Annotated in this window: 27 protein-coding genes; 17 read left to right on the top strand and 10 right to left on the bottom strand. The window is 61.5% G+C overall.

The genetic code is table 11. The features are described from left to right. Positions 1-130 precede the first annotated feature (130 nt). The 4 genes from ccmB to C5L13_RS17465 are packed head-to-tail and all read left to right on the top strand — an operon-like array spanning position 131 to position 2,369. A complete protein-coding gene (gene ccmB / locus C5L13_RS17480; protein ID WP_105384553.1) occupies positions 131-790 on the top strand; it encodes a heme exporter protein CcmB in 660 nt (219 codons plus the stop codon). A gap of 43 nt (positions 791-833) precedes the next feature. Further along, on the top strand, positions 834-1,592 hold the full coding sequence (locus C5L13_RS17475) for a heme ABC transporter permease (protein WP_105384552.1): 759 nt from the start codon (positions 834-836) through the stop codon (positions 1,590-1,592). A gap of 7 nt (positions 1,593-1,599) precedes the next feature. Next, positions 1,600-1,770, top strand: coding sequence for a heme exporter protein CcmD (gene ccmD / locus C5L13_RS17470; RefSeq protein ID WP_105384551.1), 171 nt, complete (start codon positions 1,600-1,602; stop codon positions 1,768-1,770). Then, on the top strand, positions 1,767-2,369 hold the full coding sequence (locus C5L13_RS17465) for a DsbE family thiol:disulfide interchange protein (protein ID WP_105384550.1): 603 nt from the start codon (positions 1,767-1,769) through the stop codon (positions 2,367-2,369). Before ccmD ends, C5L13_RS17465 begins: the two co-directional genes overlap by 4 nt. Here the strand turns inward: C5L13_RS17465 and C5L13_RS17460 are convergent, their stop codons facing one another. From C5L13_RS17460 to dapF, 5 genes are read right to left on the bottom strand one after another with little or no spacing between them, the layout of a single operon-like run. After that, a complete protein-coding gene (locus C5L13_RS17460) occupies positions 2,370-2,960 on the bottom strand; it encodes a DUF2585 domain-containing protein (RefSeq protein WP_105384549.1) in 591 nt (196 codons plus the stop codon). Continuing rightward, entirely contained in the window at positions 2,957-3,607 is a 651-nt protein-coding gene (locus tag C5L13_RS17455) for a septation protein A (protein ID WP_105384580.1), read from the bottom strand. The genes C5L13_RS17460 and C5L13_RS17455 overlap by 4 nt, the downstream gene beginning before the upstream one ends. 53 nt (positions 3,608-3,660) lie before the next feature. Continuing rightward, on the bottom strand, positions 3,661-5,265 hold the full coding sequence (ftsY, locus tag C5L13_RS17450; RefSeq protein WP_105384548.1) for a signal recognition particle-docking protein FtsY: 1,605 nt from the start codon (positions 5,263-5,265) through the stop codon (positions 3,661-3,663). 18 nt (positions 5,266-5,283) lie between these two features. Next, entirely contained in the window at positions 5,284-6,570 is a 1,287-nt protein-coding gene (gene mtaB, locus C5L13_RS17445; protein WP_105384547.1) for a tRNA (N(6)-L-threonylcarbamoyladenosine(37)-C(2))-methylthiotransferase MtaB, read from the bottom strand. Continuing rightward, positions 6,567-7,484, bottom strand: coding sequence for a diaminopimelate epimerase (gene dapF / locus C5L13_RS17440; RefSeq protein WP_105384546.1), 918 nt, complete (start codon positions 7,482-7,484; stop codon positions 6,567-6,569). Before dapF ends, mtaB begins: the two co-directional genes overlap by 4 nt. A gap of 211 nt (positions 7,485-7,695) precedes the next feature. On the opposite strand from dapF, the gene C5L13_RS17435 reads away from it, so the two are divergent. Then, positions 7,696-9,648 (top strand): elongation factor G, encoded by a 1,953-nt coding sequence (locus C5L13_RS17435; protein WP_105384545.1) that lies wholly within the window; start codon positions 7,696-7,698, stop codon positions 9,646-9,648. A 158-nt stretch (positions 9,649-9,806) separates the two neighbouring features. Next, positions 9,807-10,511 carry a spermidine synthase gene (locus C5L13_RS17430; RefSeq protein WP_105384544.1) on the top strand — a complete coding sequence of 235 codons (705 nt, stop codon included), beginning with the start codon at positions 9,807-9,809 and terminating at the stop codon, positions 10,509-10,511. Between the two features lie 13 nt (positions 10,512-10,524). Here the strand turns inward: C5L13_RS17430 and C5L13_RS17425 are convergent, their stop codons facing one another. Both C5L13_RS17425 and C5L13_RS17420 read right to left on the bottom strand, forming a co-directional pair. Next, positions 10,525-11,112: a biliverdin-producing heme oxygenase gene (locus C5L13_RS17425; RefSeq protein ID WP_105384543.1), complete on the bottom strand. Its 588-nt coding sequence runs from the start codon at positions 11,110-11,112 to the stop codon at positions 10,525-10,527. 52 nt (positions 11,113-11,164) lie between these two features. Continuing rightward, entirely contained in the window at positions 11,165-12,247 is a 1,083-nt protein-coding gene (locus C5L13_RS17420; protein WP_105384542.1) for an MBL fold metallo-hydrolase, read from the bottom strand. A gap of 103 nt (positions 12,248-12,350) precedes the next feature. On the opposite strand from C5L13_RS17420, the gene C5L13_RS17415 reads away from it, so the two are divergent. The 7 genes from C5L13_RS17415 to trmD all read left to right on the top strand — a co-directional run bounded on the left by C5L13_RS17415 (position 12,351) and on the right by trmD (position 17,335). Next, complete coding sequence (locus tag C5L13_RS17415) at positions 12,351-12,680, top strand: nuclear transport factor 2-like protein (protein ID WP_105384541.1); 330 nt, start codon at positions 12,351-12,353, stop codon at positions 12,678-12,680. Between the two features lie 107 nt (positions 12,681-12,787). Continuing rightward, positions 12,788-13,375 carry a hypothetical protein gene (locus C5L13_RS17410; RefSeq protein WP_105384540.1) on the top strand — a complete coding sequence of 196 codons (588 nt, stop codon included), beginning with the start codon at positions 12,788-12,790 and terminating at the stop codon, positions 13,373-13,375. Between the two features lie 288 nt (positions 13,376-13,663). Beyond that, positions 13,664-15,220: a signal recognition particle protein gene (ffh, locus tag C5L13_RS17405; protein ID WP_105384579.1), complete on the top strand. Its 1,557-nt coding sequence runs from the start codon at positions 13,664-13,666 to the stop codon at positions 15,218-15,220. Positions 15,221-15,234: 14 nt separating this feature from the next. Then, the gene (locus C5L13_RS17400; RefSeq protein WP_105374462.1) at positions 15,235-15,552 is read left to right on the top strand and encodes a chorismate mutase; all 318 of its coding nucleotides are present in this window, start codon (positions 15,235-15,237) and stop codon (positions 15,550-15,552) included. A gap of 37 nt (positions 15,553-15,589) precedes the next feature. After that, positions 15,590-15,955, top strand: coding sequence for a 30S ribosomal protein S16 (gene rpsP / locus C5L13_RS17395; protein WP_105384539.1), 366 nt, complete (start codon positions 15,590-15,592; stop codon positions 15,953-15,955). A 115-nt stretch (positions 15,956-16,070) separates the two neighbouring features. Continuing rightward, positions 16,071-16,637, top strand: a complete 567-nt coding sequence (gene rimM / locus C5L13_RS17390; RefSeq protein ID WP_105384578.1) for a ribosome maturation factor RimM — start codon at positions 16,071-16,073, stop codon at positions 16,635-16,637. Continuing rightward, positions 16,634-17,335, top strand: coding sequence for a tRNA (guanosine(37)-N1)-methyltransferase TrmD (gene trmD, locus C5L13_RS17385; protein ID WP_105384538.1), 702 nt, complete (start codon positions 16,634-16,636; stop codon positions 17,333-17,335). The genes rimM and trmD overlap by 4 nt, the downstream gene beginning before the upstream one ends. Positions 17,336-17,492: 157 nt before the next feature. Here trmD and C5L13_RS17380 read toward each other — a convergent pair whose 3' ends face one another. Continuing rightward, positions 17,493-18,239, bottom strand: coding sequence for a sulfite exporter TauE/SafE family protein (locus C5L13_RS17380; RefSeq protein ID WP_105384537.1), 747 nt, complete (start codon positions 18,237-18,239; stop codon positions 17,493-17,495). Between the two features lie 261 nt (positions 18,240-18,500). Here C5L13_RS17380 and rplS point away from each other — a divergent pair, with 261 nt between their 5' ends. Further along, positions 18,501-19,046, top strand: coding sequence for a 50S ribosomal protein L19 (rplS, locus tag C5L13_RS17375; RefSeq protein WP_105384536.1), 546 nt, complete (start codon positions 18,501-18,503; stop codon positions 19,044-19,046). Between the two features lie 69 nt (positions 19,047-19,115). Here rplS and C5L13_RS17370 read toward each other — a convergent pair whose 3' ends face one another. Next, entirely contained in the window at positions 19,116-20,396 is a 1,281-nt protein-coding gene (locus C5L13_RS17370; RefSeq protein ID WP_105384535.1) for an MFS transporter, read from the bottom strand. Between the two features lie 168 nt (positions 20,397-20,564). On the opposite strand from C5L13_RS17370, the gene C5L13_RS17365 reads away from it, so the two are divergent. Together C5L13_RS17365 and C5L13_RS17360 are read left to right on the top strand one after the other, a co-directional pair. After that, on the top strand, positions 20,565-21,359 hold the full coding sequence (locus tag C5L13_RS17365) for a transporter substrate-binding domain-containing protein (RefSeq protein ID WP_105384534.1): 795 nt from the start codon (positions 20,565-20,567) through the stop codon (positions 21,357-21,359). 3 nt (positions 21,360-21,362) lie between these two features. Then, positions 21,363-22,181: an amino acid ABC transporter permease gene (locus tag C5L13_RS17360; protein ID WP_105384533.1), complete on the top strand. Its 819-nt coding sequence runs from the start codon at positions 21,363-21,365 to the stop codon at positions 22,179-22,181. 34 nt (positions 22,182-22,215) lie between these two features. Here C5L13_RS17360 and ppk2 read toward each other — a convergent pair whose 3' ends face one another. Next, positions 22,216-23,130 (bottom strand): polyphosphate kinase 2, encoded by a 915-nt coding sequence (gene ppk2 / locus C5L13_RS17355; RefSeq protein ID WP_105384532.1) that lies wholly within the window; start codon positions 23,128-23,130, stop codon positions 22,216-22,218. Between the two features lie 318 nt (positions 23,131-23,448). Between ppk2 and leuC the strand changes: the two genes are divergently transcribed. Then, positions 23,449-24,858, top strand: coding sequence for a 3-isopropylmalate dehydratase large subunit (leuC, locus tag C5L13_RS17345; RefSeq protein ID WP_105384577.1), 1,410 nt, complete (start codon positions 23,449-23,451; stop codon positions 24,856-24,858). The last annotated feature ends 23 nt before the right edge of the window (positions 24,859-24,881 follow it).

Below are 24,881 nucleotides of genomic sequence, written 5' to 3'. Positions count from 1 at the left end.
GAAAACCCCTCCCCAACCCCTCCCCACAAGGGGGAGGGGCTCCACGCACCCCATGCGAATATCCTCCCGGATGTAGCGAGATGCCCGGCAGGGCAGAGGGGGGGCAGCCCCGAATGCAAGGCCTCCCGCTATGACTGCCCTCCTGCTCCGCGACCTGAAACTTTCCGTCCGCGCCGGCGGCGGAGCGTTGATCGGCGTGCTGTTCTTCATGACCGTCGTCGCCGTCATTCCTTTCGGCGTCGGGCCGGATTTGAACCTGCTCTCCCGCATCGGTCCGGCTATCGTCTGGATCGGTGCACTTCTGTCAGCCCTGCTCGGCCTTGATCGGCTGTTCCAGACCGATCGCGAGGACGGCTCGCTCGATCTTCTCCTGATGCAGGAACATCCGCTCGTTCTGACGGTGCTCGTCAAATGCCTGGCTCACTGGCTGGGCAACGGCCTGCCGCTGGTGATCGCTTCACCGCTGCTCGGGCTGTTCATGAACATGAGCGAGATGGCGATCGGCGCCACCATGCTGACGCTCCTGGTCGGCACGCCGGCGCTGACCTTCATCGGCGCGGTCGGCGCGGCGGTTGCCGTCGCTCTTCCCCGCGGCGGGCTGCTGGTCTCGATCCTGGTGCTGCCGCTGGCGATTCCGGTCCTGATTTTCGGAGTGAGTGCCTCTTACGCAGCTGTTGAGGATCCCGCCCCCTTTATGCCGCCTTTTCTGATATTGGTGGCCATCACGATGTTTTTTGCAGTACTTGGACCGCTGGGTGCTGCGCTGGCTTTGAGAAACGCCAGCGATTGACTAGAATCAATATGCCGCCCGCGACTTTGATTAGAAAGCGCTCATGACCGAAAGTCTTGCCATTACCAAACTGAGCGATCTTGCCAACCCTACACGGTTTCTGGCGCTTGCTGCGCGCATCCTGCCCTGGATGGCGGCCGTTACCGCAATTCTCTTTGCCATCGGCCTCTATCTGAGCTTCGCGACCGAGGGCGACTATCAGCAGGGCCAGACTGTGCGCATCATGTATGTGCATGTTCCGGCCGCCTGGCTGTCGATGATGTGTTATTCGGTGATGGCGCTCTCGGCGATCGGAACTCTGGTCTGGCGCCATCCGCTCGCCGACGTCAGTCACAAGGCCGCCGCACCGCTGGGCGCCGCCTTCACGCTGATCGCGCTTGCGACCGGCTCGCTCTGGGGCAGGCCGATGTGGGGGACCTGGTGGGTCTGGGACGCAAGGCTGACCTCCGTTTTCGTGCTCTTTCTGATGTATCTCGGCTTGATCGCACTCAATCGCGCGATGGACGATCCGTCCAAGGCGGCGCGTGTTTCCGCCGTCCTCATCCTTGTCGGCTTCGTCAACATCCCGATCATCAAGTTCTCGGTCGACTGGTGGAATACGCTGCACCAGCCGGCAAGCGTCATTCGCCTGGATGGCCCAACCATCGACGGCGAGTTCCTCTGGCCGCTGCTCGTGATGGCGATCGCCTTTACGTTGCTGTTCTTCACGCTGCACATGGCCGCGATGCGAAACGAGATCTGGCGACGCCGCGTTGCCGCTCAACGGCGGCTTGCCGCCCGCGCGGCCGGACGGGAGGCATGAGAACGTCATGACGCATACATTCTACATTGCCTTGTCCTATTCCGTGACGGTTTTGGTGGCGCTCTGTCTGATCGGCTGGGTTTGGGTCGACGGCCGCGCCCGCCGGAGAGAGCTGGCGGAACTGGAAGCTTCCGGTATCCGCCGTCGATCTTCACAGCCCAAAGGTGATGCGGCATGAGCACCGAGACCGAAAGCCAGCCGGCCCAACGCAAGGGTCTCGCACGTTACGCCCTCGCCCTCCTCCCGCTCCTGATTTTTCTGGGCTTTGCGGCAGTGGCCGGCAAGATGCTCTACGACCAGGACGTCAACGGCCGCGACATTTCCGCCATCCCTTCGGCGCTCATCGGAAAGAAGGCTCCATCGCTTTCGCTGCCGCCGCTTGAGGGATCGAATACCGCCGCGCTTACCGACGCCGCGATTGCCGGCAAGCTGACGCTGGTGAACGTCTTCGCCTCCTGGTGCGTACCCTGCCGGCAGGAACATCCTATCCTCACAGAACTGGCGAAGGACGGGCGGCTGACGATCGTCGGCATCAACTACAAGGACCGCAACGACAACGCGCTGCGTTTCCTCGGCGAGCTCGGCAATCCCTACAAGGCGATCGGGGTCGATCCTAACGGCAAGGCTGCGATCGACTGGGGTGTCTATGGTATTCCCGAAAGCTATCTGGTCGGGCCCGACGGCACGATAATCTACAAGAAGGTCGGTCCCTTCGACGAGCGCAGCCTCAGCCAGGATCTCATGCCGGCGATCGAAAAAGCCGCCGCCGGCAGCTGATCAGGGCATCGCCGCCTGCCACTCCCGCACCGCATCGACCGGCCAGACGAGCATCAGCACGTTGAGTGTCAGGTTATCGCGGATGATATAGCCGGTCGCGAGCTCGAAGAAGATCGCGATTGCGACCGTCAGCCAGACCGGCAGACGCGCTGCGGCGAAAAAGCCGAGTGCCATGAAGACCGTATCCATCGCAGAATTCAGGATGCTGTCGCCGGTATAGCCGAGCGCCATGGTCGCCGTCCGGTAGCGGTCGATCACCATCGGCGTGTTTTCCAGCACTTCCCATGCGGCCTCGATCAGCACGGCGAGCGACAGCCGCGCAGTAAGCGGCGCGCGCCGGAAAAGAAGCCAGCCGAGACCGTAGAAAAGGAAGCCGTGGATGATGTGGGACGGCGTGTACCAGTCCGAAAGGTGCTGCGAGTTGCCGCTGGAATTCACCCCGCCTTCCCAGAGCTTCACATAACCGCATTCGCAGATCGGGATCCGGCCCATGGCATAGAGCACGGCAATCTGCAGCAGGAAGAGGGCAAGCGCGGCAAACAGCCAGCGCCTGGAGGACGAACCGGAATCGGAAAGATCGGCTGTCGTCACTTTTCAGTTTCCGCGACAGGTTCGGTAATGGTGTGCCGCATGATGAGCGGCATTTGCGCGAGCGTGAAGGCGATGGTGATCGGCATCGTGCCCCAGACCTTGAAATTGATCCAGACAGCGTCGGAGAAATTGCGCCAGACCACCTCGTTCATGACTGCAAGCACCAGGAAGAACAGGCCCCACCGAAATGTGAGCTTCTTCCAACCTGCTTCGTCGAGCTGGAAGGCAGCGTTGAAGACATATCCGAGCAATGACTTACCGAACATCAGGCCGACGAGCAGCGTTACGCCGAACAGCGAATTGACGATCGTCGGCTTCATCTTGATGAAGGTCTCGTCCTGCAGCCAGATCGACAGCGAACCGAAGATCAACACCACAACGCCGGATACGAAGGGCATGACCGGCAGGTGATGGAAGACGATCTTCGAAATGACGAGCGAAATAATGGTCGCCATCATGAAAAGCGCCGTCGCGACAAGCAGCGGGCCGCCGATCGCCGAAAGAGCCGGAAACTTCGACACCAGCCATTCGCCACGAAGATTGCCGAAAAAGAAGACGAGAAGCGGGCCGATTTCCAGCGCCAGCTTCAGCATCGGATGCTGCTTTTCTTCCTTGGTCGGCGTGATGTCGCTTTCGATGCTCTGCATGGGTCCCAACTTCGAGGCTTTCGTTTGCAAAGCCAAATCGTCTTTCTGTGTCATCAATGCGTCAAACCGGCAATGGCCTGCGCAAAATCTCCCGCCTCAAAAGGCTCCAGATCGTCCACGCCTTCGCCGACACCGATGAAATAGACCGGCAGCTTGTGCTTGGCGGCAATCGCCACCAGAATGCCGCCGCGCGCCGTGCCGTCTAGTTTCGTCATGATGAGGCCGCTGACGCCGGCAACGTTGCGGAAGATCTCGACCTGCTGCAGGGCGTTCTGGCCGGTCGTGGCGTCGAGGGTCTGAAGCACGGTATGCGGCGCATCGGGATCGAGCTTGCCGAGCACGCGAACGATCTTTTCGAGCTCCGCCATCAGCTCCGTGCGGTTCTGCAGCCGGCCGGCCGTGTCGATGATCAAGACATCGCTTTTCTTCGCACGCGCCTGTTCGTAAGCGTCATAGGCAAGCCCGGCCGCATCGGCTCCCAGCTTGGTGCCGATGAATTCAGAACCCGTCCGGTCCGCCCAGATCTTCAGCTGCTCGATCGCCGCTGCGCGGAATGTATCGCCGGCGGCGAGCATGACCTTGAGCCCCGAGCCGGACAGTTTTGCCGCGAGCTTGCCGATCGTCGTGGTCTTGCCCGTTCCGTTGACGCCGACGACGAGGATGACATGCGGCTTGTGGTTGAGGTCGAGCTGCAGCGGCTTGGCGACCGGCGACAGGACCTTGGTGATCTCGGCGGCCATGATCCGGGATACGTCTTCGCCGGTGACGTCCTTGCCATAGCGTTCTGACGAGAGCGCGCCGGTAATGCGCATCGCCGTCTCGACGCCGAGATCCGCCTGGATCAACAGGTCCTCCAGTTCCTCCAGCGTTTCTTCGTCGAGTTTGCGCTTGGTGAAGAGAGCTGTGATCTGGCCGGTGAGCTGCGACGAGGTGCGTGCAAGACCGGCGCGGAGACGCTGGAACCAGGTAAGTTTTGGCGCGGGAACGACTGGAGCGGGTTGGGGTTCCAGGCGGGCGGCGGAGAAGCCTTTGGGGAGGACGCGTTCAACCGACCGCTCCAGCCCTTCGCCTTTGCTCAGGGCGTTCGCCGCTGCAATCGATTCACTGGATCGATTGCTCTGCTGCGCAGACCGCGCCTCACCCCCCTCTGTCCTGCCGGACATCTCCCCCTCAAGCGGGGAGATCGAATCGCTGCCCGCATCTTGCCCTAAAGCAGGTCCCGAATCCCTGGCTGCGATTTCCTCAGTAGAATGGGAGAGAGGCAGCACATCCGTGATCTCCCCCCTTGTGGGGACAGAGGGGGATGCTTCAGCAGATGCGGCCTCTTCCTCGGCCTCGGCTTCCGCCTGCAGCAAGGACAACGGTACCATGCCGATATCAGGTGCCGCTTCGACGCCCGGAAGAATGGCCGCCGTTTCATCCTCGGCTTCGGGCTCCGGGACATCCTCGCTCGCCCGATCCGCAGACGGGCCGCCCGCGGTCTCGATCTCAGTCGGCGCCACAGGGTCGACGGGCGAAACCGGCAAGTCTTCGTGCCGCGACTTCGGCTCGAGTTCGGCCTGAACGGAAAGCATATCTTCCGGCCGGTCCGCTTCAGGTGCCTGCTCTTCGGCTGGTTTGCCGAAGGTGAAGACGCGTTTGATGAAGCTCAATGCCATAAGAGATCCGTCTTCTGTTTATGCTGCCCGAGATGAGGCAAGGGCCGGCGCGACCTGCATTTCCAGATGCTTGCCGTTGTGCCCGGTAATGATAACGCGCTTGAAGTCGCAGGGAATAAGGCCCGGCGTTGCAACCAGCGAAAAGTTTTCCGTATGCGCCATGCCGTTGTTCTCGATGATGACGGCTTGCTCGGTACCGACCATGCGGTCGAGATGAGCGCGATGCAGCGCCTCGCCTCGCGCACGAAGACGGGCAGCACGCTCCTTGATCAGCCCGCGGTCGAGTTGCGGCATCCGCGCCGCCGGCGTGCCCGGCCGGGGGCTGTAGGGAAAGACATGCAGGAAGGAAATGCCCGCCTCTTCCGCGAGTGTCGCAGCATTCTCGAACATTTCCTCTGTCTCGGTCGGGAATCCGGCGATCATGTCTGCGCCGAAGGCGATCTCAGGCCTCAAGCGACGCGCCTGTTCGGTGAAGGCCAGCGCCTCGGCACGCGAATGGCGGCGCTTCATCCGCTTCAGGATCAGGTCGTCGCCATGCTGCAGCGACAGATGCAGATGCGGCATGAAGCGAGGTTCTTCGGCGATCAGGTCCCAGAGATGCTTGTCGGCCTCGATGCTGTCGATGGAGGACAGGCGAAGACGGAGGATATCCGGCACCTGCCTCAGAAGCGTCTTTGCCAGATATCCGAGAGAAGGCTCGCCGGGCAGATCGGCGCCATAGCTCGTGGCGTCGACGCCGGTCAGCACGATTTCGCGATAGCCGCTTTCCGTGAGCTTGCGGGCCTGATCCACGACGGCACCCATCGGCACCGAGCGGGAATTGCCCCGGCCATAGGGGATGATGCAGAAGGTGCAGCGGTGGTCGCAGCCGTTCTGCACCTGAATGAAGGCCCGCACATGCCCGTCGATGTGCTTCACCATTTGAGGCGCGGTCGCCTTGACGCTCATGATGTCGTTGACGCGCAGCTTCTCTTCCGCAGCGACGCCAAAATCCGGCAGGCCGCGATAGGAAGCGCTCTTCAGCTTCTCCTCGTTGCCGAGCACGGCGTCGACCTCCACCATGTTGGCAAAGGTCTGCTTTTCGGTCTGGGCGGCACAGCCGGTGACGATGATGCGGGCATGCGGATTTTCCCGCCGCGCACGGCGGATCGCCTGGCGAGCCTGGCGCACCGCCTCGCCGGTGACAGCGCAGGTATTGACCAGCACGGCGTTGTTGAGCCCCGCCTTTTCGGCTTCGGCCCGCATCACTTCCGATTCATAGGTGTTGAGCCGACAGCCGAAGGTGATGACCTCGACGCCGCTCATTTTGCCAAGCTCCCCGGGGCAGAAGCTCCCGGATCCCCATCCCGCGTGAAAGAGCCCGTCATCGGATCCACCTTTCCGGACCATTCCCATTCGGCCGGGCCGGTCATGACGACGTGATCGTCGTCGCGCCATTCGATGACGAGCGGCTGGCGGATCGGGCTGGAGGCGACGTCGATCGTCACCTTTCGGCCGGTGCGGCCGGTGCGGGCGGCGGAAACGGCAGAGGCGCAAGCGGCCGAACCGCAGGCAAGCGTCAGGCCGGCGCCACGCTCCCAGGTGCGGGTGCGCAGCGCCGAATTCGACGTGACCTGGGCCAGGGTGATATTGGCCTTTTCGGGAAACATCGGATGGTTTTCGAGTAGCGGACCGAAACGCTCCAGCTCGAAGCTCATCGGATCGCGATCGACCCAGAAGATCGCGTGCGGATTGCCCATCGACATGGCCGACGGCGAATGCAGTACCGGCGCGTCGATGGGGCCGATCTGCAGTTCTATGCGGCTCGTATCGAAGAACTCCTCCGCCAGCGGGATCTTGTTCCAGTCGAAGACCGGGCGGCCCATGTCGACCGAGATCGTCCCGTCCTCGTGTTCGACGGCGTTCAGGATGCCGGCGACCGTCTGGAAGGTGAAGGCCTTGCGGCCGGTCTCGGCGGCCAGCGCCTGCACGACGCAACGGGTGCCGTTGCCGCAGGCCTGCGCCTTCGAACCGTCCGAATTGAGGATATCGATCCAGGCGTCCGTGCCCTGAACCTTCGGATCGTGGATCGCCATGATCTGGTCGAACTGGGTGGCGGGATCGGCATTCAACGCGATCGCGGCTTCCGGCGTCACCTTGTCGGCGCGACCGCGCATGTCGACGACCAGGATCTTGTTGCCAAGCCCGTTCATCCTCGCAAATTCGACCGCTGCACTCATCGGATCAATTCCATGTCTGTTCGGGCTGTATATGGCGGAAACCCGTCAGAAATACCAGTGGGAACCAAAAGCGCCAACCACCGACCAACTAACTATGGACCTCGCCCCTGCCCCTCATATTTAAGAATGAATGCAACCATCTGGAACGCCGCGCCGGTTAAAGGCATTCTTGGCATTCTGATGCGTGCTTTTGGCAATGGGAGGATCGCCGATGCGCTGCTTTACGGTACTGGGACCATCACAGACAGGTAAATCGACACTCGTTGCCAAACTCGCCTCATTGGGGGGCTCCCCCCGAAAGTACAGCTCTCCCTACAATTTGAACTTTTCAGAATTTGAATTCATCAACGAGCCATGGTGCGCGATCGACACCCCCGGCGCCAACGAAGCGCTTGCGATTGCACAGGATTCACTGCTGGCAAGCGACGCCTGCATTCTTTGCGTTTCTACGTCTCCCGATGATGCGGTGCTGGCGGCGCCCTATCTGCGCGCCATCGAGGCCTCGGCCACGCCTTGCATCCTCTTCGTCAACCGGATGGATGAACCCCGCGGACGCCTGCGTGACGTGATTGCCGCGCTCCAGGCTTATTCGAACCACCCGCTCGTTCTTCGGCAGGTGCCAATACGCGAAGGCGAGAAGGTGGTCGGCAGCTGCGACCTGATCTCGGAACGCGCCTGGCGCTATCGCGAGGGGCAGCCGTCCTCGCTGGTCGAACTACCACAGAACATCCTCGAACGGGAACACGAAGCGCGCACCGAGATGCTGGAGCAGTTTTCGGAATTCGACGACTGGCTGCTCGAGGAGTTGATCGAGGATCGCGAACCCGCAAGCGATGCGCTGTTCAGCATCGCCTCACGTATCCTGAAAGAGAACCGGGTCATCCCGGTGATGTTCGGTGCAGCGTCTCATGCCAACGGCGTCATGCGGTTGATGAAGGCGCTGCGGCACGAAGCGCCACCGGTTGCCGCCCTGCAGGCCCGCCTTGCCAAAGCAACGGGACTGGAGAAGGAAAAACCTTCCGCCGTAAGCTTCCATGCCTTTCATCGAGCCAATGTGGGAAAAACCGTTATCATCCGATCGCTGGTCGACGGTCTGAAACAGGGCTCCCCTTTGAACGGGGCCGGTCTTGGGCCTATCCAGGAAAACGCGAACGGCAAGGCAGCCGGCTCCGCCAGTCAAGCGGGCTCCATCTTCGCGGCGGTCAAATCCGACCACATTCCCATTCCGGCGCTGCTGACGCCTGGACAAGCCACCACACCACCCGATTGGGCGACGCCACCGACGCCGATGCTGGAGCGCGTCCTGGTTCCCGTCAATGAGCGCGACGAAACGAAGCTGTCGGCAACACTTGCGAAACTTGCCGAGACGGATCGCGGGATTAAGGTCATGCAGGAAGAGGGCACCGGCGCAATGCTGGTCTGCGTACAGGGGCCTGTGCATCTGCGCGAGTTGCGCAACACTCTCTCGGAGGTCTTTCGCGTGGAAGTGACCGACGAGGTCCCGAACCCGATTTATCGCGAGACGATATCCAAGCCTTCCGCCGTGCATTTCCGTCACCGCAAACAAACCGGCGGAGCTGGTCAGTTTGCCGATGTCCATCTGGACGTGAAGCCGAACGAACGGGGCCATGGTTTCACTTTCGCCGAAACCGTCAAAGGCGGGACGGTACCGCGAAATTACATACCCGCGGTGGAGGTTGGTGCTCGCGAAGCCATGGAAAAGGGGCCTTTGGGCTTTCAGGTCATCGACGTCGGCGTGACCCTGACCGATGGACAGTATCACTCGGTGGACAGCTCCGACTTCGCATTTCGTGCAGCTGCAAAGATGGGCACCCGCCAGGCCTTGTCCCAGGCATCGGCTGTGCTGATGCAGCCGGTATCGCGCGTCGAGATCCATATCCCTTCGATCTTTTCGGGAGGCATCGTAACCCTCGTTTCATCCCTGAAGGGGCAGGTTCTCGGTTTCGACCGCGACGAAAACGCCAAAGGCTGGGATATCTTTCGCGCCCTCATGCCGGGCGGGGCACTGGAAGAACTGACAAGGTCACTTCGTTCCGCCACGCAGGGCATCGGCTACTATTCCAAGACCTTCGATCACTTCGAGGAGCTTTACGGCAGGGAGGCAGACGCCATTATAAATGCCCATGGCTCCGGCGCGCATTGATGACGTCGCTCCAGGCGCCCGACCCCTGGGCATTCGGATCATGAATGTCAGCGCGGCTGCGCATTCCATTCCGGACCGAATGCCATCCTGGCCATCGAAGATAGCGCAGCTTAGTCACCCATGTTACGGGGGGCCGTCACAATACGGGGCTTCAATCGATGTTACCTTGGATTCAGCTGGACCGTGCAGAGATACCGGGCAATGGCGGCGAACTGCGGCTCAAGCAGCGTGGCCATGAGTTTTCGATCATGCTGGGCGCCAACGAGTTGATGAACAGCCGGCTGAGCGGATCGGAAGAAGCGCTCGCTACTCTGGCCCATCAGAAAATCACAGGCCGGCCACGTCCGGCCATCCTCATTGGCGGGCTCGGCATGGGTTTCACCTTGCGGGCCGCCTTGTCGGTATTGCCGCCCGAAGCCTCCGTGACCGTTGCCGAACTGGTGCCCGCGGTCGTCGGCTGGGCACGCGGACCGATGGCCGACGTTTTCAAAGGCTGTCTCGACGATCCGCGCACGCTTATCCATCAGGGTGACGTCGGCGACGTCATTCACGGCTCGCGGGAGAGGTTCGATGCCATCCTGCTGGACGTCGACAACGGTCCCGATGGCCTGACCCGGGCATCGAACGACCGCCTCTATAATGCTTATGGCCTGCAGGCAGCGCACGACGCCTTGAGGCCTGGCGGGGTTCTGGCGGTATGGTCATCCGGCCCGGATGAAGGCTTTACCCGACGCCTGAAACAGGGCGGCTTTTCGACCGAGGTCGTCAATACCCGTGCCAATGGCAAACGCGGCGGCGCCCGGCATGTCATCTGGATCGCGACCACCGATCCCGCGAAATCCGGAGCGCGACGGGATCGCTGATCTGAAGCCGTCTTCAGGCGAAAATTTCTTCCACCAGCGCATGGACGCGTCGGAACGCCGCCCTGGCGCCTTCGGCGGCTTCCGCTTCGTCCTCGTTGGAAAGAGGCAGGCTGTTGAAGGAGGCAACGAAAGAACGCCAATGCAGGCCGCGTCCGTCGGGATGCCCCGCGAGATGGCGCGCGCCGAACTCTTCCGATAGGCCGAGCTTTTCGGCTTCTCTCAGAAGAAAGGCCGCTCCGAGGTTCGAACCTTCCGCCACATAAAGCCACCCGAGCGCTGCCTGCACGCCAAGCGGTCCGGTTTGAGCAATCAAGACCGGCGGTGCGCTGCCGGTGAGGTCGGCGATATCCCGCCGCAGCGCCTCGAGCCGGCATCGGCTGGCGAGATCCGGCAGCAACGAGCCAAGCGCGGGAGCGTGATAGAGCGGCGAGACATCCGCATGAAAGCGATGCTGGACATCAAGGAACAGTTCGTAGCGTTCGCGGCTCGCGAATGGCTCCGCAGCCATGATGCGCTGGTCGAGCCCGCGATGGGTGGCATCGGTGAGCGCCTTTAGGCGCTGGATGCGGGTCTGGTGTTCCGTCGTGGTCTGAATGTTCATAGGAAAACCATACCGGCGTTCCGAAGATGCCGTCAAACCGTTCCTTGCGGCCTCAGGCGGAAACTGCGGGGACCTCAAAAACCTCGCCGGGCCTGAGCGGCCGGAAGCGTTGGCGGGAAATGCCTCGGGCATCAAGCGCCGCGTGAAGCGCGGCGATCGGCTCCTCTATGCCCTCGTTGGTGAGCTGGAACGTTCCCCAATGATGGCCGGCGACCGAGGCCGCGTCGCAAAGAAGCATGCCCTCCACCGCCTCTTCCGGATTTTGGTGCTGCGCCTTCATGAACCAGCGCGGCTCATAGGCCCCAAACGGAAGGTTGGCCAGCCGGAAACCGCCATGTTTTTCCTTCATAGCCCGATAGTTGATGCCCTGGTGAAAGCCGGTATCGCCGATGTGGTAGATCTTGCCGACCGGCGTTTCGATCACGAAGGCGGCCCAGAGGGCCATCCGTCGGTCTCCCATGCCGCGCGCCGACCAGTGATGGCACGGTTCGCAATGGAGCGTGATGCCCGGCGCGATGTTCTCATGCCCGCCCCAGTCCATGACGGTTATCTTCGCATCCGGCACATGCGACCGGATGATCGCGTCATTGCCGAGCGGCGTGATGAAATGCGGCTTGTCCCGTCCCTGCAGCACCCAGAGCGTTTCAAGATCCAGATGGTCGTAATGGTTGTGGGTGACGAGCACGACATCGATCGGCGGCAGGTCGCCGATGCGGATACCCGGCGGATTGACCCGCTTTGGACCGGCAAAGGACACGGGACTGGCGCGATCGCTCCAGACGGGATCGGTCAGAATGTTCAGACCGGCGACCTGGATCAGCAATGAGGCATGGCCGGCCATGGTGACCAGCAGCCTTTCGCCCGATACCCGCGTCTCCGGCATGGCTTGCGGAAAAGGGCTCGGGAACGTCGGCGGCCAGCCGATCTTGCCGCCGCCAAGTTGCCAGCGCAGGAGGCTGAGCAATCCTTCGGGTTCCTCGCCGTTCGGATTGAAGAAATACGTTCCGTCGAAATGATCGGAGATCGGGCCGGAGTAATACTTGTTGGCAGCCATGGCTCCCCTTGCCGCAAAGCCACCCGCAAGGGCTGCGATCGCTCCGATGCCGGACCATTTGAGAAATTTTCGACGGTTCATGGTGAATGTGTAGGTATTGGCGGGCTTCTCCGCAATAGCAGCCCTATCTGCGCCGCATTCCGATTGCATTATGCAATCGGAATGAAAACCTGGAGGACATACCATGAGAAAAGCGGAAGCCGTGAAAAAGCTGTTCGCGAGCTATGTCGCCAACCGAAAGGATATTGTGGAAACGCTGCTCACGGAGGATTTTACCTTCTCGAGCCCGCGGGACGACCGTATCGACAAAGCGACCTATTTCGAGCGTTGCTGGCCGCAGCCGCCGGTGTTCAGGGATATCATCATCGAACGGCTGTTCGAAAACGGCGACGACGTGATCGTCGGTTACCGAGCGGAGAAGATCACCGGCGCGGCATTCCGCAATCTCGAACTGATAGAGTTCAGGGGTGACCGGATCAGCTCCGTCGAAGTTTATTTTGGCCGGGATATCTGAACACGGATATCCCGCACTCCGATACGGAATCTCGCAGCTGCGATGCTTGTCGTGCAAACCTTCCGCCATAAGTAGCTGTCGCCCGACGACAGTTCTCCGGAGATGCCATGCTCGACTTAAAGACGGCCTTCCTCATCGCGACGCTTCTCTTCGCAGCCAATCCGACAGTGACGCAGGCAGAAGGCTTGCCGCAGCCGGTGCATGGCGTGACGTTCGAGGAATGGGCGGCCGCGGCGGCGCGGCTCGCCGACAACCGGGACAAGAGCGAAGTCCTGAAAACACTGGCGATCGACGACGCGGCCTTCGAGGAGGTCAACAGCACGTTCACCCAGGCGCTGAAGGACGACAAGGACTTCAAGCTCATCAATCTCTACGGCCAGGCGTTCAGCAACCCCAATGCAGGGCGCTTTGGCACTGGTGCAGCGCCGGTCGAATACCAGCGCAAGCTCGTGACGTTCGACGACTATGCGCGCCTCTACGGCCACATGGAGGCGGCGTCAAAGGCCGGTGCCGATCCGCAGGCAGTTCTTGCCGAGCATGGCCTGACGGTTTTCGAATACAGCCAGGACGGCGCCTACTGGGTGCAGAAGATGCGCGAACAGAGCCTTTCCGGCGACACCGCCGCGATCAATGCCTGGAATGCAGAACTGGCGCGCTACGAGGCGGAATACGCCGCCCGCTATGCCAAGAAGTAGCAGGCGGCCGCACAGACACGGTTCACGCAGGATCGACATGCCGCGCACCTACCCGGGCTGCGCCTTGACTTTCCCGTTCTTTTCCTGTTTAAGCCGCGCGATCTGCTGACAAGTCGAGAACTTGAAGCCCGCCGACCGGGGCCGATTTTACTGAGCCCGGAGGTCAACATCCGACAGCGCGTTGCGCCCTCGGGTGCTTTTTGGCTTTGCGTCCATCTTGGCGCCTTGTTTTTGTCGCGGAGAAACCCGACGTTTCGGGCATCCCGAAACGTGGAAAAGGAAGAAACGATGTTCGAAAGCCTCCAGGACCGTCTTGGCTCCATCTTGAGTGGACTGACCGGCCGTGGCGCATTGAGCGAAGCGGACGTGTCCGCCGCTCTGCGCGAGGTTCGCCGTGCGCTGCTCGAAGCGGACGTGGCGCTGGAAGTCGTCCGCTCCTTTACCGACAAGGTGCGCGAAAAGGCCGTCGGCGCCGAAGTTCTGAAGTCGATCAAGCCCGGCCAGATGGTCGTCAAGATCGTCCATGACGAACTCATCGAGATGCTGGGCTCCGAAGGCGTTGGCATCGACCTGCATGCGGTTGCTCCCGTCGTTATCATGATGGTCGGCCTCCAGGGCTCCGGCAAGACGACGACGACCGGCAAGATCGCCAAGCGGCTGACCGATCGCGAGCGCAAGAAGGTGCTGATGGCGTCGCTCGATACGCGCCGCCCCGCAGCTCAGGAACAGCTCCGGCAGCTTGGCGTCCAGACCGGCGTCGACACCCTGCCGATCATCGCCGGCCAGTCGCCGACCGATATCGCCGCCCGCGCCGTGCAGGCCGCCAAGCTCGGCGGCCATGACGTGGTCATCCTCGATACCGCCGGCCGCACCCATATCGACGAGCCGTTGATGGCGGAGATGGCGGAAATCAAGCGGAAGTCCAATCCGCATGAAATCCTGCTCGTCGCCGATAGCCTGACCGGCCAGGACGCGGTCAACCTCGCCCGCAATTTCGACGAGCGCGTCGGCATTACCGGCCTCGTGTTGACCCGCATGGACGGCGACGGCCGTGGCGGTGCAGCGCTTTCGATGCGTGCCGTGACCGGCAAGCCGATCAAGCTCATCGGTACCGGCGAAAAGATGACGGAGATGGAGGAATTCCATCCCCGCCGTATCGCCGATCGCATCCTCGGCATGGGCGACATCGTCTCGCTGGTCGAAAAGGCTGCGGAAAACATCGACGCGGAAAAAGCCGCGGCGATGGCCAAGAAGATGCAGTCGGGCAAGTTCGACCTGAACGACCTCGCCGACCAGCTTCGCCAGATGAAGTCGCTCGGGGGCATGGGCGGCATCATGGGCATGATGCCCGGCATGGCCGGCATGAAGGACAAGCTCGCCGCCTCCGGCATGAACGACAAGATGTTCGATCGCCAGATCGCCATCATCCAGTCGATGACCAAGGCCGAGCGCGCCAACCCGGACATGCTGAAGCACAGCCGCAAGAAGCGCATCGCCGCCGGCTCCGGCACCGATGCTGCGGAAATCAACAAGCTTCTGAAAATGCACCGCCAGATGGCCGACATGATGAAAATGATGGGCGGCAAGGGCAAGGGCGGCATGATGAAGCAGATGATGGGCGGCCTTGCCTCGAAGATGGGCCTTGGCGGCGGAATGGGTGGAATGGGCGGCATGCCCGATCTTTCCAGGCTCGATCCAAAGCAGCTCGAAGCACTGCAGAAGCAGGCGGAAGCCGCAGGCATCAAGCCCGGCTCGATGCCTGGCCTACCGGGCGGCGGAATGGGCGGATTGCCCGGCCTCGGCGGCGGTTTTCCGGGCCTTCCCGGCTTGCCGAAAAAGAAGTGATAGGGAGGAAGTTCATGGTTGATCCCGAAGTCAAAGCCAGGCTTTCGAGCTACCGCCAGTCGATCGACAACATCGACGCGGCGCTTGTGCACATGCTGGCGGAGCGTTTTCGCTGCACCAAGGAAGTGGGCCTTCTGAAGGCCCAATATGATTTGCCGCCGGCCGACCCGGCGCGCGAGGAATTTCAGATCGAGCGCCTTCGCCGGCTTGCGAAGGAAGCCCATCTGGACCCGGATTTCGCCGAGAAGTTCCTGAACTTCGTCATCAAGGAAGTTATCCGGCATCATGAAGCCATCGCCGCCGAACATGGCGGCACCAAACAATCCGCCTGAACCGGGCGGTCAACAGAAAGACCCAAGGAGTAAGAAAATGTCCCTGAAGATTCGTCTCGCCCGCGGCGGCTCCAAGAAGCGCCCGTACTACCACATCGTCGTTGCCGACGCCCGTTCGCCCCGCGACGGCCGCTTCCTCGAAAAGCTCGGCTCGTGGAACCCGATGCTCGCCAAGGATGACGCAAAGCGCGTCGAACTGAACGCCGAGCGCATCCAGGAATGGATCGCCAAGGGCGCCCAGCCGACCGACCGCGTCCTGCGCTTCCTCGCTGAAGCCGGCGTCGCCCAGCGCGACACCCGCAACAACCCAGAAAAGGCAAAGCCGGGCAAGAAGGCCCAGGAACGTGCTGCCGAGCGCGCCCAGAAGGCCGCCGACGCAGCCGCCGCTACCGCCGAAGCATAAGCTTTCAGCGCGATTCTTTCGCAAAAAAGGCAGCGCGGCAACGCGCTGCCTTTTTGCTGTTTGCTTTTGGCTTTCCAGAGATTAAATGAAGCGCAATGCAACCGGAACGCCCCGCATGACCAAGCTCGAAAACCCCGTTCTGATGGCGACGGTGGGCGCCGCCCAAGGCCTGAGAGGGGAGGTCCGCGTGCGCTCCTACACGGCGGATGCGACGGCGCTTGGAGATTATGGCAAGCTGCACAGCGCTGACGGCCGGACCTTCGAGATTCTCGAAGTTCGCGAGGCGAAGAATGTCGTGATCGTGCGGTTTCGCGGTGTCAACGACCGCACCGCTGCAGAGGCGCTGAACGGCCTGGAACTCTTCATCGAGCGCGACAACCTGCCCGACGAGGAGCTGGAGGAGGACGAGTTCTACTACGCCGATCTCGAAGGCCTCGAAGCTGTCGACCAGCACGGCAAGAGCTACGGCACGGTGAGCGGCGTCTACGACTTCGGCGCCGGCGATCTTCTGGAGCTGAAAGGCCCCGGCCGCCGCCCGGCCCTGATCCCCTTCTCCGAAGCCGCAGTGCTGGAGATCGATCTCGAAAGCGGCAAGATCCTTATCGATCCAGCGGCGGCGGGCCTCATCGAGAACCCCGACGAGGGCTCGGGACCTGGTCTCCCCCGCAAGGGCAAGAAATGACCTTTCGCGCCACGATCCTGACGCTCTACCCGGAAATGTTTCCCGGGCACCTCGGCTTTTCCCTAGCCGGAAAAGCCCTGGAGCGCAGCCAGTGGTCGATCGAAACCATCCAGATCAGGGATTTCGCCGAAGACCGGCACCGGACGGTGGACGACACTCCGGCCGGAGGCGGCGCCGGCATGGTCCTGAAGCCGGATATTCTGGCAAAAGCGATCGATCATGTTTCGGAAAACGACAACCGCCCCCGCCTGCTGATGAGCCCGCGCGGAAAACCGCTGACGCAGCAGAGAGTTCGAGAACTTGCGGCCGGGGACGGCATGGTGATCGTCTGCGGCCGGTTCGAAGGTGTCGACCAGAGGGTGATCGATGCGCGCGAACTCGAAGAGGTATCGATCGGCGACTATATCCTGTCAGGCGGGGAGCCGGCGGCGCTGACGCTGCTCGATGCCGTGATCCGTATTCTGCCGGGGGTCATGGGCAACGCGCTCTCCGGCACGCATGAGAGCTTCGAGGACGGGCTACTGGAGCATCCGCAATATACGCGGCCCCAGGTCTTCGAGGGGCGGGACATCCCGGCGGTGCTGACCTCCGGAAACCACGCTGCGATCGAGAAATGGCGGCTGGAAGAGGCGAAGAAGCTCACGCAGGAACGGCGGCCGGATTTACTTGCTGATATGCCACGGGACAAGGCGAAGTAACCCCCTCATCCGCCTGCCGGCACCTTCTCCCCGAGGGGAGAAGAGATATGCCGCGCCGTCACTATTCCCTCCTCTCCCCCTCGGGGAGAGGGTGGCCGAGCGGAGCGGAGGCCGGTGAGGGGGCGGCTGGCTCAGCCGATCACGAAATAACCGCCACTCAACCGGTCACGAAATAATAGATCGTCAATCCCACCCCAACCGCCACCACGCACCAGCGCAAGACGGCTTGCGAGACGCGCCTTGCCATCCAGACTCCGGCATAACCGCCGAGTGCGCCGGCGGGAATCATCACGAGTGCTTCCGGCCATGCAATGACCCCGCCCCCGACGAAAACCACGATGGCGACGCCGGCGATCAACACCGCCAGCATGTTCTTCAGCGCGTTGAGATGGTGATAGCTGCCGCCGGTCGTGATACCGAGTACCGCCAGCATCATGATACCCATTCCGGCGCCGAAGAAGCCGCCATAGATGGACGTCAGGAACTGGCCGATGAGGCAGGCGGGCGAATTGGCCGACCGTTCGGCAGATGCCTTGGGCTTCAGCCATGGGCCGGCGGCGAAGACGGCCGTGGCGGCAGCCAGCAGCCAGGGCACGATCTCACGGAAGGAGGGATTGTCGAGCGACAGGAGCAGGAAGGATCCGGCAAACGCTCCGACGATGGAAATGATGGCGAGGATCAGGGCGCTGCGCCAACGATGCGATATCTCGTCCCAATAGGCGATGGTCGAGGTGATGTAACCCGGGAACTGGACAATCGAGGAGGTCGCATTGGCGGAAATCGGCGGCACCCCGGCAAGGGTCATGGCGCCGAAGGTCAAAAACGTACCGCCGCCCGCGATCGCATTTACCGCGCCGGACAGAAAACCCGCGGCGGCGAGCAGAATTATCATTGTGATTGTCATCGATGTTTCCTCATCCCGTAGCCCCACATAGCGGGAGAGGTGCCGGGCGGCAAGCAGCGGCATTTCCGTCACAAAATCGCAATCAACGGGATGACAAACGGGACTCTTTGGTGTATTGGCGCAGCCGGAAATGGGAAAACTCCCGTCGACCAGCAACAAAGAATGGCGAATCCGCTCTGCCTAATAGCAAATTCCGAGGCGTGACCAAGGAATATTCATCGAGCGCTCTGGCTGTTTCAGAAGAACCAAAGGTTTGAGACGATGAACATCATTCAGCAGCTCGAGGCCGAACAGGCCGCCAAGATTGAAGCCAAGCGTACCCTTCCGGAATTTTCGCCGGGCGACACCGTCCGCGTCAACGTTCGCGTGACGGAAGGCAACCGTACCCGCGTGCAGGCCTATGAAGGCGTCTGCATCGCCCGTTCCGGCGGCGGTCTGAACGAGAGCTTCACGGTCCGCAAGATCTCCTACGGCGAAGGCGTCGAGCGTGTATTCCCGGTTTACTCCCCGATGGTCGAGAGCGTCGAAGTCGTTCGCCGCGGTAAGGTCCGTCGTGCCAAGCTCTACTACCTCCGCGACCGTCGCGGCAAGTCGGCTCGTATCGTCGAGAACACCGGCACCCGCGCCCGCAAGCTGAACGAAGCCGAGCGCCAGGCCGTTGCCGACGAGAAGGCACGTATCGAAGCCGAAAAGGTTGCAGCAGCTCAGGCTCTCGCCGCCGAAAAGGCAGCAGCGGAAGCCGCTGAAGCAAAGGCCGCTGCAGAAGCCGCCGAAGCGGCAAAGGCTGCCGAAGCTTCTGCAGAATAAGCATCTGTGCATCGAATTCGAAAAAGGCGGCCTCCGGGCCGCCTTTTTTGTTGTCCTGGTTCAGCCTCGTCAGGCGGGCGCCACCTGTCGGGCCGCCATCATCCGTCCCACGATAATGACGAGTATGCCAGCCGTGGCAAGGCAGACGGCCAGGAACATCATCGGCAGGATATCGCTTCCCGTTGAGTCCTTGATCCAGGGCACGACGTTCTGGGCGACAAAGCCGCCGAGGTTTCCGACCGAGTTGATCGCGGCGATGCCAGCTGCCGCGCCGGCACCTTTGAGGAAACGCGACGGCAGGCTCCAGAAGACCGGCTGGCCTGCGAAGATGCCGGCAGCCGCGATGCAAAGGAAAGTGAACTGCAGGACCGGCGAGGTAACAAGTACCGACAGCGCCAGGCAGACGGCCCCGATGAAGGCGGGAGCGACGATATAGAGCGTCTTGCGCTCGGTTCGATCCGCAGCATTCGGTACGAGCCAGAGCGCCAGCGCGACCACGAGCCAAGGGATGATGTTGATGAAACCGTTGACCGTGTTCGACACGCCAAAGCCCTTGACGATGGTCGGCAGCCAGTAGCTGAGGCCATAGGCGGCGAGCGGAAAGCCGACATAGCAGAGCGCCATCAGCAACACCCGAGGATTGACGAGCGCCTTGAACCCGTTGTCCGCATGTTCCTCCATGCCGGAATTTTCCCGCGCAAGCCGATCATGAAGCCATCGCTTCTCGTCCTCCGAAAGGAATTTGGCCTGTTCCGGAGTATCGTCGAGATAGAAAAACGTGACGATGCCAGCCACGACCGCCGGTACACCGGTCGCCAGAAACACCCATTGCCAGCCGGCGTGGCCGAGCAGTCCGTCAAGGTCGAGCAGCATACCGCCGATCGGAGCGCCGACCGCATTGGCGAGCGCGCTGAAGATCATGAACAGGCCGACCATGCGGCCGCGATAGTCCTTCGGAAACCAGAGCGTCAGAAGAAAGAGGACGCCCGGAAAGAAACCCGCCTCCGCAACACCCAGCAGGAAGCGCAGGATGTAGAACATCGTCGCGTTCTGGGTATAGGCGAGCGCGATGGTCACGATCCCCCAGGTGATCATGATGCGGGCGAACCAGCGGCTGGCGCCGAAGCGGTTGAGGAAGAGGTTGCTGGGGACTTCGAAGAGGAAATAGCCGATGAAGAAGAGCGAGGCGCCGAGACCGTAGGCATATTCGCTGATGCCGAGCGCATCGACCATCTCCAGCTTCGCGTAGCTGACGTTCTGACGGTCGATATAGGCGATCAGATAGAGGATCCCGAGAAACGGCATCAACCTCCAGACGATCTTCGAAATGAGCTCTTTTTCCTGAACCAACTGACCTTCTCCAAAAAAATTTCGCCGCATTGAAGCGGGGTATAAGGGTCAGGGGGATGTAGAGGATGCGACCCTGCCGGCAAGTGTCAGATATGGCAGCTTCCACCGCTTGCTAACGGCAGCCCTTTTGTGAGAGGGAATCGGAGCCACACAATCAGGAGTGCCACGATGCTCTTACGCCGTACGCTTATCGCCGGCCTTGCCGCGATCACCCTCGCACCCGCAGCCGTCTCGGCCGAGCTGCCGGACCTCAAGGGGCGCAAGGTGGTCGTGGTCACGGAAAACGCCTATCCGCCGCTGCAATTCGTCGACCCGAAGAGCGGCCAGCCGATCGGCTGGGAATATGACGCGATGAACGAGATCGCCAAGCGGCTGAACTTCAAGATCGAGTACCAGAACACGAGCTGGGACGCGATGATCCAGGCTGTATCCGATGGGCAATACGACATCGGCATGACCGGCATCACCATCAAGGACGACCGCAAGGAGAAGGTCGACTTTTCCGATCCCTACATGCGCTCGCAGCAGCTCATGCTGGTGCGCGGCGACGAAAAGCGCTTCACCGACGGCAAGAGTTTTGCGGGTCTGGAAAAGGGGCTGATCGGCGCGCAGCCGGGAACGAGCCCGTTCTACACGGCGGTCTACGAGATCCTCGACGGCAACGAGCAAAACCCGCGCATCAAGCTCTTCGAGACCTTCGGCGCGACGGTTCAAGCGCTGAAGACGGGCGATGTCGACCTGGTGCTGACGGACAGCACGGCCGGCGAAGGTTATGTGAAGGCGTCCGGCGGAACGCTGAAGATCATCGGCGAACCGCTCGGCACCGAGGATTTCGGCTTCATCTTCAAGAAGGGTTCCGACCTCGTTGGGCCTGTCAATGCGGTGATCGGGGCGCTCAAGGCCGACGGCACCCTGGATACGCTGAACAAGAAATGGTTCCTCGACTACAAGATGGGCCAATAGGGAATGGCGCCAGCGCGCCGAAAAACAGCAGCGCCTGAGGATTTTCCCTGGTGGTTCGTTGCCTTCGGGGCTCTCTGCGTCGGGCTTGCGGTCGTCATCGCCGTTAATGATCTCTATGCCCAGGTCTTTGGCGTCGTTTCCAAAGGAATCGGCATCACCGTCGGCGTGACGCTTGGAGCCTTCACGCTTGCAACGATGTTGGGGCTCGCGATTGCGCTGGCGGGGCTTTCGAACAGCGTTGTTTTACGACAGGCCGCCCGCTTCTATGTGGAGTTGATCCGCGGCATCCCCATTCTCGTCCTGCTGTTCTATATCGCGTTTGTCGGCGCGCCTGCCTTCGTTGCACTCTATAACTGGCTGCTGACGCCGCTCGTCGAGCGAGGCTTTGCCGAAGAACTGCTGGTGCGCGATGTGTCGCTGCTCTGGCGGGCGGTGATCGCCCTGATGATCGGTTATGCCGCTTTCATCGCCGAAATCTTTCGCGCCGGCTTCCAGTCGGTCAACGAAGGACAGATCGAGGCGGCAAAAACCCTCGGTTTCACCCGCTTCCAACGCTTCCGGCTGATCGTCTTCCCGCAGGCGATGCGGGTGATCTTTCCGCCGCTTTCCAACGATTTCGTTTCGATGGTGAAGGACTCGTCGCTGGTCTCGGTGCTCGGGGTCGCCGATATCACCCAGATGGCAAAAGTCTATGCGGCGGGCTCCTTCCGCTTCTTCGAGACCTATTCGATCGTCACCTACATCTATCTGCTGCTGACGATCAGCCTGTCGCTTACGCTGCGCGGCATCGAAGGCCGGCTGCGCAAGCGGACGGAACGGTGAAGAAGGCGATCACCGCACCACCCGCCGGCATGGATCAATAAGCTTCCGGAACGTACATTTCCGGCGGCACCGGATGCCGGATGTAGTCTGCGTTGCGGACACGGCCGGGAAGCTCGATCGCTTCTTTCGGAACCGTCTCATAAGGAACCTGCGAAAGAAGATGCGCGATCATGTTGAGCCGCGCTCTTTTCTTGTCGACTGCCTGCACCACCCACCACGGCGCCTCCGCAATGTGCGTGCGATCGAGCATTTCCTCTTTGGCCTTGGTGTATTCTTCCCAGTGAACGCGGCTTTCGAGATCCATCGGCGAGAGCTTCCACTGTTTCAGCGGATCGTGGATACGCATCTTGAAGCGGAATTCCTGCTCCTCGTCGGTAATCGAGAACCAGTATTTGACGAGGATGATGCCGGAGCGAACGAGCATGCGCTCGAATTCCGGCACCGAGCGGAAAAACTCCTCCAGTTCGTCGGGCGTGCAGAAGCCCATGACGCGTTCGACGCCGGCACGGTTGTACCAGGACCGGTCGAACAGCACCATTTCGCCCGCCGTCGGCAGGTGCGGCACGTAGCGCTGGAAATACCACTGGTGCCGCTCCCGCTCGGTCGGTGCCGGAAGCGCCACGACACGGCAGACGCGCGGGTTGAGACGCTGGGTGACGCGCTTGATCGCACCGCCCTTGCCGGCCGAATCGCGGCCCTCGAAAAGCACGACCATCTTCAGCTTCTTGTACTGTACCCAGTCCTGCAGGCGGACGAGCTCGTGCTGCAGCCTGAACAGCTCGCGGAAATAGATCCGCCGGTCGATCGTCGGCTCCGGGGGCTCCGACATGCCCTCGGCGATCAGATCGTCCAGCCGATCTTCTTCCATCTGCATTTCCAGCTCTTCGTCGAAGCTGTCGGCAATCTCGTCCTTGATGCGGCTGAGCTGGTCTTCCATAGGTTCGGACATCTGAGATCCCTCCGTTTCTAACGTCAGATCAACCACGTTTCCGCGAAGACTTTATGACAATGATGCGACAGGTTTCCGACGATGCAATTCCATTGCCGATTTCATCGAAAACTGGTATTGCAGCAGCCATGGGATCGAAATTCGGATGCCTCGCGAACCAGTTTATCGTGCTGCAGGACCACAAGCGTCTGCCGGCACGTTTTTTCGCGCGCGTATCCGGCGCTCTGAACAGCCGACTTAGCTAAGCGATCCACATCGCACCGGCAGCGATAATGCCGGACAATATCCCCTGTTTGAAAATACCGATGGATGGCAGCCATGAGCGCACCCCGTACCCTCTATGACAAGATCTGGGACGACCACGTCGTTTCGCAGGATGAGAACGGCACCTGTCTTCTCTATATCGACCGTCACCTCGTGCACGAAGTGACGTCGCCGCAGGCCTTCGAGGGCCTCAGGATCGCCGGCCGCAAGGTTCGCGCCCCGGAAAAGACGCTCGCCGTCGTCGACCACAACGTGCCGACCACGGCCGACCGCCACGAAGGCATCAAGAACGAGGAAAGCCGCATTCAGGTCGAGACTCTCGCCCAGAATGCAAGGGATTTCGGCGTTGAATATTATTCCGAAAAGGACATTCGCCAGGGCATCGTCCATATCGTCGGCCCTGAACAGGGTTTCACCCTGCCCGGCATGACGATCGTCTGCGGCGACAGTCACACGTCGACGCATGGCGCTTTTGGAGCCTTGGCGCACGGCATCGGCACATCCGAAGTCGAACACGTGCTGGCCACCCAGACGCTGGTGCAGAAGAAGGCGAAGAACATGCTGGTGCGCGTCGACGGCCAGCTTCCGCCGGGCGTCACCGCGAAGGATATCATCCTCGCCATCATCGGCGAGATCGGCACTGCCGGCGGCACCGGCCATGTCATCGAATTCGCCGGCGAAGCCATCCGTTCGCTTTCGATGGAAGGCCGTATGACGATCTGCAACATGACGATCGAAGGCGGCGCCCGCGCCGGCCTGATCGCGCCGGACGAAAAGACCTTCGAGTATATCAAGGACAAGCCGCGCGCCCCGAAGGGCAAGGCCTGGGACATGGCGCTCGACTATTGGAAGACGTTGCAGACGGAAGAGGGCGCGCATTTCGACAAGGTCGTCGTGCTCGATGCCGCAAACCTGCCGCCGATCGTTTCCTGGGGCTCTTCGCCGGAAGACGTCATTTCGGTCGAGGGTGCCGTGCCGAACCCGGACGAAATCCAGGACGAGACGAAGCGCACGTCCAAATGGCGTGCTCTTGATTACATGGGCCTGAAGCCGGGCACCAAGATCACCGATATCGCGGTCGACCGCGTCTTCATCGGCTCCTGCACCAACGGCCGTATCGAAGATCTGCGCGCCGCAGCAAAGGTCGTCGAAGGTCGGACGGTTGCATCGACCGTCTCCGCCATGGTCGTTCCGGGCTCCGGCATCGTCAAGGAACAGGCGGAAGCCGAAGGCCTCGACAAGATCTTCAAGGAAGCCGGCTTCGAATGGCGCGAGCCGGGTTGCTCCATGTGCCTTGCCATGAACGACGATCGCCTGAAGCCGGGCGAGCGTTGCGCATCCACCTCGAACCGTAATTTCGAGGGGCGCCAGGGCTACAAGGGCCGTACTCACCTAGTCTCGCCGGCCATGGCCGCTGCCGCTGCGGTCGCCGGTCACTTCGTCGACATTCGCGAGTGGAAGTAACCCGTCCATTCCATTCATCGGGA

This window comes from Neorhizobium alkalisoli (assembly GCF_002968635.1).
Taxonomy (GTDB): domain Bacteria; phylum Pseudomonadota; class Alphaproteobacteria; order Rhizobiales; family Rhizobiaceae; genus Neorhizobium; species Neorhizobium alkalisoli.
This window is presented reverse-complemented; position numbering and strand designations above follow the sequence as displayed.